This is a genomic window from Pantoea sp. OVA07A (genome assembly GCF_019969975.1).
In the GTDB taxonomy this organism is placed as follows: domain Bacteria; phylum Pseudomonadota; class Gammaproteobacteria; order Enterobacterales; family Enterobacteriaceae; genus Pantoea; species Pantoea agglomerans.
In genome coordinates, this window is the sequence record NZ_JAHXYM010000005.1 from 406,556 (window position 1) to 417,144 (window position 10,589).

At 56.1% G+C, this 10,589-nt stretch carries 7 protein-coding genes, 2 rRNA genes and 1 pseudogene; 6 read left to right on the forward strand and 4 right to left on the reverse strand.

What is annotated here, in order from left to right; translation table 11 throughout:
* Positions 1-9 precede the first annotated feature (9 nt).
* Positions 10-1,545: a multidrug efflux MFS transporter permease subunit EmrB gene (emrB, locus tag LC417_RS17715; RefSeq protein ID WP_010257793.1), complete on the forward strand. Its 1,536-nt coding sequence runs from the start codon at positions 10-12 to the stop codon at positions 1,543-1,545.
* Positions 1,546-1,581: 36 nt separating this feature from the next.
* Here the strand turns inward: emrB and LC417_RS17720 are convergent, their stop codons facing one another.
* Complete coding sequence (locus tag LC417_RS17720) at positions 1,582-2,763, reverse strand: tRNA/rRNA methyltransferase (RefSeq protein ID WP_223566199.1); 1,182 nt, start codon at positions 2,761-2,763, stop codon at positions 1,582-1,584.
* A gap of 159 nt (positions 2,764-2,922) precedes the next feature.
* Here LC417_RS17720 and trxC point away from each other — a divergent pair, with 159 nt between their 5' ends.
* The 5 genes and pseudogenes from trxC to LC417_RS17750 all read left to right on the forward strand — a co-directional run bounded on the left by trxC (position 2,923) and on the right by LC417_RS17750 (position 8,708).
* Positions 2,923-3,342 (forward strand): thioredoxin TrxC, encoded by a 420-nt coding sequence (gene trxC, locus LC417_RS17725; RefSeq protein ID WP_010257800.1) that lies wholly within the window; start codon positions 2,923-2,925, stop codon positions 3,340-3,342.
* An 81-nt stretch (positions 3,343-3,423) separates the two neighbouring features.
* Entirely contained in the window at positions 3,424-4,101 is a 678-nt protein-coding gene (locus LC417_RS17730) for a tRNA-uridine aminocarboxypropyltransferase (protein ID WP_223566200.1), read from the forward strand.
* A 139-nt stretch (positions 4,102-4,240) separates the two neighbouring features.
* On the forward strand, positions 4,241-6,898 hold the full coding sequence (locus LC417_RS17735; protein WP_033758680.1) for a bifunctional acetate--CoA ligase family protein/GNAT family N-acetyltransferase: 2,658 nt from the start codon (positions 4,241-4,243) through the stop codon (positions 6,896-6,898).
* Positions 6,899-7,015: 117 nt separating this feature from the next.
* Positions 7,016-8,371, forward strand: a complete 1,356-nt coding sequence (gene pssA / locus LC417_RS17745; RefSeq protein ID WP_223566201.1) for a CDP-diacylglycerol--serine O-phosphatidyltransferase — start codon at positions 7,016-7,018, stop codon at positions 8,369-8,371.
* A 26-nt stretch (positions 8,372-8,397) separates the two neighbouring features.
* A pseudogene (locus tag LC417_RS17750) lies at positions 8,398-8,708 on the forward strand (YfiM family lipoprotein).
* Positions 8,709-8,717: 9 nt separating this feature from the next.
* Here LC417_RS17750 and LC417_RS17755 read toward each other — a convergent pair.
* The 3 genes from LC417_RS17755 to LC417_RS17765 form a co-directional block, all read right to left on the reverse strand.
* Positions 8,718-10,007 carry an MFS family transporter gene (locus LC417_RS17755; protein ID WP_010257813.1) on the reverse strand — a complete coding sequence of 430 codons (1,290 nt, stop codon included), beginning with the start codon at positions 10,005-10,007 and terminating at the stop codon, positions 8,718-8,720.
* Positions 10,008-10,284: 277 nt separating this feature from the next.
* A 5S ribosomal RNA gene (gene rrf / locus LC417_RS17760) occupies positions 10,285-10,400 on the reverse strand.
* A gap of 90 nt (positions 10,401-10,490) precedes the next feature.
* Positions 10,491-10,589, reverse strand: a 23S ribosomal RNA gene (locus tag LC417_RS17765); the annotation flags it as partial.

A 10,589-nucleotide genomic window follows, 5' to 3' on the forward strand; every position in this document is an offset into this window, starting at 1 on the left:
GAGGCTGTAATGGCACAAAAACCGCTTGAAGGAATGCCGCTGGTCCTGATGACCATTGCGCTATCGCTGGCGACGTTCATGCAGGTTCTGGACTCGACCATCGCCAACGTGGCTATCCCTACGATTGCCGGTAATCTGGGGGCGTCGAACTCCCAGGGAACCTGGGTGATCACCTCGTTTGGTGTGGCCAATGCGATCTCGATCCCGCTGACCGGCTGGCTGGCAAAACGCATCGGTGAAGTGAAGCTCTTTACCTGGTCGACCATTCTGTTTGCTATCGCCTCCTGGGCATGCGGCATGTCAGACAGCCTGGAGATGCTGATCTTCTTCCGCGTCATTCAGGGGATCGTCGCGGGTCCATTGATCCCGCTGTCGCAAAGTCTGCTGCTCAACAACTATCCGCCCGCCAAGCGCAGTGTTGCGCTGTCGCTGTGGGCGATGACGGTGATCGTCGCACCGATCTGTGGTCCGATACTGGGCGGCTGGATCAGCGATAACTATCACTGGGGCTGGATCTTCTTTATCAACGTGCCCATTGGTGTGGCGGTGGTAATACTGACGCTGCAAACCCTGCGCGGCCGGGAAACCAAAACCGAAATCCGGCGGATCGATATGGTCGGGCTGGTGCTGCTGGTGGTGGGGATCGGCTGTTTGCAGGTGATGCTGGATCGCGGAAAGGAGCTCGACTGGTTTAACTCGTCCGAGATCATCGTGCTCGGGGTAGTGGCCGTGATTGCGCTGTCAGTCCTGCTGGTGTGGGAGCTGACTGACGATCACCCGATCATAGATCTGTCGCTGTTTAAGTCGCGCAACTTCACCATTGGCTGCCTGTCGATCAGTCTGGCTTATATGCTCTACTTCGGCTCGATTGTTCTGTTGCCGCAGCTGCTGCAGGAGGTCTACGGCTACACCGCAACCTGGGCCGGTCTGGCGTCTGCGCCAGTGGGCATTTTGCCGGTGATCCTGTCGCCGATCATCGGACGCTTTGCCCATAAGCTCGACATGCGACGGCTGGTCACGTTCAGCTTCATTATGTATGCCGTCTGCTTCTACTGGCGCGCGTATACGTTTGAACCGGGAATGGACTTTGGTGCCTCAGCCTGGCCGCAGTTTATTCAGGGCTTTGCCGTGGCCTGCTTCTTTATGCCGCTGACCACCATTACGCTGTCGGGATTGCCGCCGGAGCGCATGGCCGCAGCCTCCAGCCTGTCGAACTTTATGCGTACCTTTGCAGGCTCGGTGGGAACGTCGATTACCACCACTATGTGGAGTAACCGCGAGTCGATGCATCATAGCTACCTGACGGAGTCGATCACCCCGTACAACGTCAATTCGCAGCAGATGTATAGCCAGCTGGAGAGCATGGGGATGACGCAGCAGCAGGCGTCGGCCTGGATCGCGCAGCAGATTACTAACCAGGGACTGATTATTTCAGCGAATGAAATTTTCTGGGCGTCGGCGGGGGTCTTTTTGATTCTGCTGGTGCTGATCTGGTTTGCCCGTCCGCCGTTTAGCGCAGGCGGCGGTGGCGGTGGCGCGCACTGATGTGACACAGCAAAACGGGCCTTTCGGCCCGTTTTTTTATGCGTTCTGACGCCACCATTCGGCGAGCAGTACGCCGGTTGCGACCGAGACGTTAAGGCTTTCTACGTTGCCGGTGCCGCCAATCGACAGGCTCATGTCACCCTGTTTGAACGCGGTATCAGAAAGACCTTCACGCTCCTGCCCTAACACCAGCACCATTTTCTCCGGCAGCTGAGCCTGCGCCAGCGGCGTGCCCTGATGGCTGGAGGTGGTGACGATGGTGTAACCCGCTTTACGGAACGCTTCCAGACCTTCACTGAAAGTTGCGCCGCTGATGGCCTGCACATGCTCAGCACCGCCTTCTGCGGTACGTACCGCTGCGCCGGACTCCAGCAGTGAGGCGTCGTTCACCAGCAAACCTTTTACGCCAAAGTGCGCGCAGCTGCGCATAATCGCGCCGAGGTTATGCGGGTTGCTGACATCTTCCAGTGCCAGCACGCAATCTTTGGTATTCGCCTGGCTCAGCCATTCAGAAACCGCCATACCCATGCGCTTTTTGATCAGGAAGCAGACGCCACCATGATGCTCAGTGCCTGACGCTTTGGTAATCTCTGCATCTTCCACGACGTGATAGGCTTTGCGGTTAGCCGCCAGCCAGCGCAGCGCTTCGCGGAAACGCGGTGTCACTTCCTGCACGAACCAGGCGCGAACAATCGCTTCAGGACGGCTCTGGAACAGCGCCTGACAGGCGTTCTCACCATAGACGCGCGTCTCTTCGTTACGCTGACGACGGATCTGTTCGGGATCGACGAAGCTCTTGCCGCTGATGCCGCCATGATCCGGCTTATCGCTTTCGGTTGCCGGACGATCTGCTGATGGCGCGCGTGACACGGTGCGCCATGGGGAATCGCTGCTGCCATAGGCGCCGCGATTATCATCGCCACGATCGTTGCGGCGGCCTGCGCCATCGTCTGAACGGCGTGGAGCGCCACGTCCGCCTTCATCACGACGCGGTGAACTGCTGCGACCGGTGTCGTCGCTGCGACGGCCAGCGGAGCGATCACCTTCCTGACTGCGTTCAGTACGGGGGCCAGACGAACGACGATTATCATCCGAACGGGCAGCAGCGTGACCACCTTTGCCTGTACGAGGATTAGGCGCGCGCGCGCTTTTATCGTCCTCGCCACGCACGTACATCACCTTAACCTTACCGCTCTTGCCTTTAAATTCGTCGTTCATGTCTTCCTCCTGCATTGAGAGCGCGCAGATTACCTGATGTGCTGGCGCTTAGCTATCAACTATTGAACCTATAGAGCAATCCAGATTGAGAGGGAATCCGTCCCCTTTCATAATGAACAATATTTATCAGACTGACACTTTTCAACATCAGAGGTTCCTATGAATACGGTATGCGCTTCCTGTCAGGCAACCAATCGCGTTCCTGAAGAACGCCTTGCCGACGTGGCGAAATGTGGTCGCTGTGGAAATGCGTTATTTGATGGCGAAGTGGTGAATGCCACCAGCGCTAACTTTGACAAATATCTGCAGGATGATCTGCCGGTGGTGATCGATTTCTGGGCGCCCTGGTGTGGTCCCTGTGTCAATTTTGCGCCGGTGTTTAAAGATGTCGCCAGTGAACGCAGCGGTAAAGTCCGCTTTATTAAAGTGAACACCGAAGCGGAACCGGCCCTGAGCGCCCGTTTCAACATTCGCAGCATCCCGACCATCATGCTGTTTAAGAACGGCGAGCGGGTCGACATGCTGAATGGCGCGATGCCCAAAGCGCCTTTCAATGAATGGCTGGATGAGTCACTTTAATCTTCAGAGGCCAGCCTGGCTGGCCTTTTCCTTTTCGCCTGTGCTTCGATTACACTGACGTTTTTCCTGCCCTGAATACTCATGTCTGATAATGCTGTTTTGCGCTTGCGCACCCAACGCCTGGCCCGATCCACCCGTCCTTTCCTCGCGCGCGGCAATCGGGTCATCCGCTGTCAGGGCTGTCTGCTGCCAGAAGTCAACTGTCTCTGCAGTCAGATTGTGCCGCAGTCCGCCCGTAGCCGCTTCTGCCTGGTGATGTTCGATACCGAGCCGATGAAGCCGAGCAACACCGGCCGGCTGATTGCCGATATTCTGCCGGATACCCAGGCTTTTGGCTGGTCACGCACCGAGCCGGATCCGCTGCTGCTGGCGGCGGTGCGCAATCCCGATTATCAGCCGCTGGTGGTTTTCCCGGCATCCTATGCCGACCCCGGTCGCGAAGTGCTGACAACGCCGCCCGCCAGTGGCAAGCCGCCGCTGTTTATTATGCTGGATGGCACCTGGACCGAAGCCCGCAAAATGTTCCGTAAAAGCCCCTGGCTCGACGCCCTGCCGGTGATGTCGCTGGAGGTCAGCACCCCGTCGCGCTATACGCTGCGTGAAGCCCACGGCGCAGGTCAGCACTGCACTGCTGAAGTGGCCGCGGCGCTGCTGGCGCAGGCGGGCGATCGGCTGGCGGCTGAGGCATTATCTCACCATTTTGATCAGTTCCGCGCAGCCTACCTGGCAGGGAAACCGCACCACGCCGGACAGGCTTAATCGCCCAGTCACGCTCCTGGCGGGAGCGTCCCTGCGGTGACAGAGATTAAAATCGGAATGCGCAGCCTGCGATCTGCCCGGAAGCACTGCCAGCAAAAAGCGTTTACAATCACGCAAATCCCGAACTCTGGAGAGCGAGATGAGCCAACGCGGACTGGAAGCGCTGTTACGACCTAAATCAATTGCGGTGATTGGTGCCTCGGTCACGCCAGGGCGCGCCGGATATTTTATGATGCGTAACCTGCTGGCGGGCGGTTTTAGCGGCCCGGTGTTGCCGGTGACGCCGAAATATAAAGCGGTCAGCGGCGTACTGGCCTGGCCCACCATCGACAGCTTACCTTTCGCGCCAGACCTGGCAGTGATCTGCACCCACTCAAAACGTAACCTCGAACTGCTGCAACAGCTCGGGGAGAAAGGTTGCAAAGCCTGCATTATTCTCTCTGCGCCCGCCAGCCAGTCTGCCGAGCTCAAAGCCTGTGCCAGCCAGTGGCAGATACGTCTGCTGGGACCGAACAGTCTTGGCCTGCTGGCCCCCTGGCAGGGATTGAATGCCAGCTTCTCGCCAGTGCCGATAGAGAAAGGCCGTATTGCATTTATCTCCCAGTCCGCCGCCGTATCCAATACCATTCTCGACTGGGCGCAGCAGCGTAATCTCGGATTCTCCTGGTTTATCGCGCTGGGTGACAGTCTGGATACCGATGTCGATGATCTGCTCGACTTCCTGGCTCGCGACGGTAAAACCAGCGCTATCCTGCTCTATCTTGAGCACCTCAGCGATGCGCGTCGTTTTGTTTCTGCCTCACGCAGCGCCTCCCGTAATAAACCGATTCTGGTGATCAAGAGTGGTCGCAGCCGGGAAGCACAGGCGCTGCTGGGCACCCACAGCGGTCTGGACGCCGCCTGGGATGCAGCCATTCAGCGTGCCGGGTTACTGCGGGTGCAGGATACCCATGAGCTCTTCTCCGCCGTTGAGTCGCTGAGTCATATGCGGCCGCTGCGTGGCGACAGGCTGATGATCATCAGTAATGGTGCCGCCCCCGCCGCGCTGGCGCTGGATGAGCTCTATGCCCGCAACGGGAAACTGGCGCAGCTCAGCGAGCAGACGATTCAGCAGCTCGAGGCGCTATTGCCCGCTGGCGCAGGTCGCGGTAACCCGCTGGATTTAAAAGATGACGCCACAGCGGAACGTTATGCCGCCTGCACAGAGATCCTGCTCGACAGCCATGAACTTGATGCATTGATGATTATTCATGCGCCAAGCGCGGTCGCGCCCGCGACTGAAACGGCCGGACATCTGATCGACACCATCGCCCGTCACCCGCGCGGTAAGCTGGTGACGCTGCTGACCAACTGGAGCGGCGAGTTCTCTTCACAAGCCGCGCGCCGAGCCTTTACGCAGGCGGGGATACCGACCTGGCGCACGCCAGAGGGAACGGTGACCGCCTTTATGCATCAGGTTGAGTACCGCCGTAACCAGAAGCAGCTGCGCGAAACCCCTGCCCTGCCCGCCACCCTGAACCTGGACAGCGCCCATGCACACCAGCTGCTGTCACAGGCGCTGGAGCGCGGTGTTACCGCGCTGGATACCCACGAAGTGCAGCCGGTGTTGCAGGCTTACGGCCTGGCCACGCTGCCGACCTGGATCGCCAGCGACAGTAAGGCGGCAGTGGCGATTGCCGATCAGATTGGCTATCCGGTGGCGCTGAAACTGCGTTCACCCGATATCGCGCATAAATCGGAGGTGCAGGGCGTGATGCTCTACCTGCGTAATGCCAGCGAAGTGGAGCATGCCGCTGAGGCCATTTTTGATCGGGTAAAACAGACGTTGCCGCAGGCACGTATCGAAGGGCTGCTGGTTCAGAGCATGGCGAGTCGTGCAGGCGCACAGGAGCTGCGGGTCGTGGTCGAACAGGATGCCCTGTTTGGCCCGATCATTATGCTGGGGGAAGGCGGCGTTGAATGGCAGGCCGATAAACAGGCTGCCGTTGCCCTTCCCCCGCTGAATATGACGCTGGCACGCTATCTGGTGATTCAGGCGATCAAGAGCGGAAAAATCCGCAGCCGCAGCGCGCTGAATCCGCTGGATATCCCCGGTTTAAGCCAGCTGCTGGTGCAGGTCTCTAACCTGGTGGTGGATTGCCCGGAGATCCAGCGACTGGATATTCATCCGCTGCTGGCGGCGGGCAATGATTTTACCCTGCTGGATGTCACCCTGACGCTGGCTCCGTTCCATGGCGATAACGAAGCACGGCTGGCAATACGTCCTTATCCTCAGCATCTGGAAGAGCAGGTAGAGTTAAAGGATGGGCAATTCTGCCTGTTCCGGCCCATTCTGCCAGAGGATGAGCCCCTGCTGCGCGATTTCATCAGTCAGGTCACCAAAGAAGATCTCTACTACCGCTACTTCAGTGAAATCAGTGAGTTTACTCATGATGATCTCGCCAACATGACCCAGATCGATTATGACCGCGAGATGGCGATTGTGGCGGTACGTCAGCATCATGGACGCCCCGAGATCATCGGCGTCACCCGCGCTATCTCTGATGCAGATAACATTGATGCGGAGTTTTCGGTGCTGGTCCGTTCCGACCTGAAAGGCTTAGGCATGGGCCGTCGTCTGCTGGAAAAGATGATCCGCTATACCCGGCATCACGGCTTGCAACAATTGAACGGTATCACCATGCCCCATAACCGCGGCATGATTACGCTGGCACGAAAGCTAAACTTTCATGTTGATATTCAACTGGATGACGGTATTGTCAGCCTGAAATTGTCTTTACAGAATGAGATCAACTAACCTTGTAGAGAAAGGTAAAAAACGTTCGAATCGGCGAAGTTGATGTTATTATTTGTGGTTATAACCCTGATTTGATGGCAAAAGGCCATGCAATGAACAGAGAAGAAGTGCACTGTGATGTTGTCTAAATTTAAACGTAACAAACACCAACAACACCTCGCACAGCTGCCGAAACTGTCACAATCCGTTGCGGATGTGTCGACACTTTACTCGCCTGCCGAATTTCGCCAGACGTTGCTGGAGAAGATTGCGGCAGCGCAGACTCGCATCTGTATTGTTGCGCTCTATCTGGAAAATGATGACGCCGGACGTGCCGTCATGGATGCGCTTTATAGTGCGAAGCAGGCGCGGCCGGAGCTGGATATCTCGATTCTGGTTGACTGGCACCGTGCGCAGCGTGGGCGAATTGGCGCAGCGCGAGGCGTAACCAATGCCGACTGGTATTGCGAAATGGCGACACGTTATCCGGATATTGCCATCCCGGTTTATGGTATCCCGGTCAATACCCGTGAAGCGCTGGGCGTGCTCCACCTTAAAGGGTTCATTATTGATGATATGCTGCTCTACAGCGGCGCCAGCATCAATGATGTCTACCTGCATCAGCATGATAAGTATCGCTATGACCGTTATCAGGTTATCCGTAATTCCCAGCTGACAGATACGATGTATGACTGGATCACGCTCAATCTGAAGTCAGCAGAGGCGGTAAACCGACTCGATTTTGCTGAGCGCCCCTCAAGTCCTGAAATTAAAAATGAGACACGCCAGTTCCGTCAGGACCTGCGCGGTTTCAATTATCAGTTTGAAGGGAATGCCGGCAACGATGAACTGACGGTCACGCCGCTGGTCGGTCTGGGTAAGCATAGCCTGCTCAATAAAACCATTTTCCACCTGATGCCCTGTGCGGAACAGAAGCTGATCATCTGTACCCCCTACTTCAACATGCCCGCCTTGCTGGTACGTAATATCATTCATCTTCTGCGTCAGGGAAAACAGGTTGAGATCATCGTCGGCGATAAAACAGCCAATGACTTCTATATTGCGCCCGATCAGCCGTTCAAAATCATCGGCGCACTGCCTTACCTGTATGAAATCAATCTGCGTCGCTTTATGAGCCGTTTGCACTACTACGTTACGACCGATCAGCTGGTCGTGAGACTGTGGAAGGATGGCGAGAACAGTTATCACCTTAAAGGAATGTGGGTTGATGATGAATGGCAGCTGATTACCGGTAATAACCTCAATCCACGTGCCTGGCGGCTCGATCTGGAAAATGCGGTGCTGATCCACGATCCTCATCAGGAGTTAGCGGCTCAGCGTGAGAAGGAACTGAAGTTAATCCGGCAGAACACAACGGTAGTGACGCATTTCCGTGAGCTTGAGAGTATTGCTGATTACCCGGCCAAGGTGCGCAAACTGATTCGCCGTCTGCGCCGGATACGTATCGATCGCCTGATCAGCCGGATTCTTTAATCACTGCGGCCAATAAGGCATCTGCTATGCGAAGTGTGCTGCTTGCTGTGTTGTTGTGTAGCGGATGCGCCCATATGGCGGAAGATCAGTGGACCGGACGGGATAAAGCGGAGCATTTTGTCGCCTCTGCAGTCCTGGCCGCTGCCGGTAGTGAATATGGGAAGGCAGCGTCAGCACCATTCTGACCGGCAAAGCCAGACTGTTTTCATTAACGCCTGGGGCGGGAAAAGAGTGGTATGACAGCCGCCCGAATGGCAGCGGCTGGAGCTGGAAAGATTTCGCCTGGGATGCCGCCGGTGCTGCCAGCGGCATTGCCCTGTGGAATCTGAGTCAGTAGCTTTCTCTGTTAAAGCTTAATCCCCTTACCGCGCTTGTGCAGCAACAGCGACACCAGAAATGCCACCGCGCCCATCGCTGAAACATACCAGAAGAAAGTCGTCTCAATCCCCTGCTGCTTCATCAGCAACGCAACATACTCTGCCGACCCACCGAAGATCGCATTCGCTACTGCGTAAGATAGTCCTACACCCAGTGCGCGCACCTGTGGCGGAAACATTTCTGCTTTAAGAATGCCACTGATGGCGGTGTAGAAGCTGGTAATCAGCAGCGCCAGCATGATTAACAGGAAAGCCACACCAGGGCTCTGCACGTTTTGCAACAGGGTCAGAATGGGGACCGTACAGATGGCCGCGCCCGCGCCAAAAATCATCATTGAGGTGCGACGACCGATTTTATCTGACAGGGCACCGATAATCGGCTGAATCAGCATAAAGACCAGCAGCGCACCGGTCATCAGGCCGCTGGCGGTTTTAGGATCCATACCTGACGTATTAACCAGATACTTCTGCATGTAGGTAGTGAAGGTGTAAAAACTCAGGGAGCCGCCTGCGGTGAAACCCAGCACCATCAGGAAGGGACGAGTATGATTACGCAGTAACCCGATTACGCTACCCGCATCGCGATGTTCGCGGCTCGTCTTATCTGAGGTCTCTTCCAGTGAGCGTCGTAACCATAATGCGACAACGGCGAGGAGTGCGCCGAGGAAGAACGGAATACGCCAGCCCCAGCTTCGCAGTTCTGCATCCGTCAGCAAAAATTGCAGGACCACGACGGTGAGTACCGCCGCTAACTGACCACCTATCAGCGTGACATACTGGAATGAGGCGTAGAATCCTTTGCGTCCTTCCAGAGCCACTTCACTCATGTAGGTTGCGCTGGTCCCATATTCTCCTCCCACCGATAATCCCTGAAACATACGCGCCAGCAGCAGAATGACGGGCGCAGCCACGCCGATCGTTGCGTAACCGGGTAAGCAGGCAATCACCAGCGAACCAAAACACATCATGCAGACCGAAACCAGCATCGAATTTTTTCGGCCATGTTTGTCGCCGATATAGCCAAACAGCCAGCCGCCAATCGGACGCATTAAAAATCCTGCCGCAAAAACGCCCGCCGTCTGTAACAACTGAGTGGTGGTATCGCCCTGCGGAAAGAAAATGTGGGCAAAATAGAGTGAGAAGAAGGAGTAAACGTAGAAGTCGAACCACTCAACCAGGTTACCTGATGACGCGCCGACGATAGCCCAGATACGTTTCTTTGTATCATCCGTCTGAGTTTTATTATTTGTGGGTGCCATGCCTTACCTCTGTTCCTTGCTGATCAACAGCGTTTAAAGGAGTGAGTAAAGCATTTAAGTCTACTGAAGGTAAAGGCGGCGTAATCCGAGATTATTATTGTGAGCCATGTCGCTAATTATCGAAAAATCAGCGGGTTGCTGGTCATTCAGAAGTGAAAAATGGGTAGTTAAGGGTGACATACCGCATGCCTGCAGGTCACGTTTTCAGCTTAACGTGGCAAAGTGCAGACGTAAAAAAGCCCCGCACTTTCGTGCGGGGCTTCTTCACTTATTTAATGCCTGGCAGTTCCCTACTCTCGCATGGGGAGACCCCACACTACCATCGGCGCTACGGCGTTTCACTTCTGAGTTCGGCATGGGGTCAGGTGGGACCACCGCGCTAAAGCCGCCAGGCAAATTCTGTCTCCGCGCCGCCCGTAAGGCCGCGCAGAATATCCGGTACAGGCTGAAAATTGTGTCTCTCAAAAACGCCTCTGGCGTTGTAAGGTTAAGCCTCACGGGTCATTAGTACCGGTTAGCTCAACGCATCGCTGCGCTTACACACCCGGCCTATCAACGTCGTAGTCTTCAACGTCCCTTCAG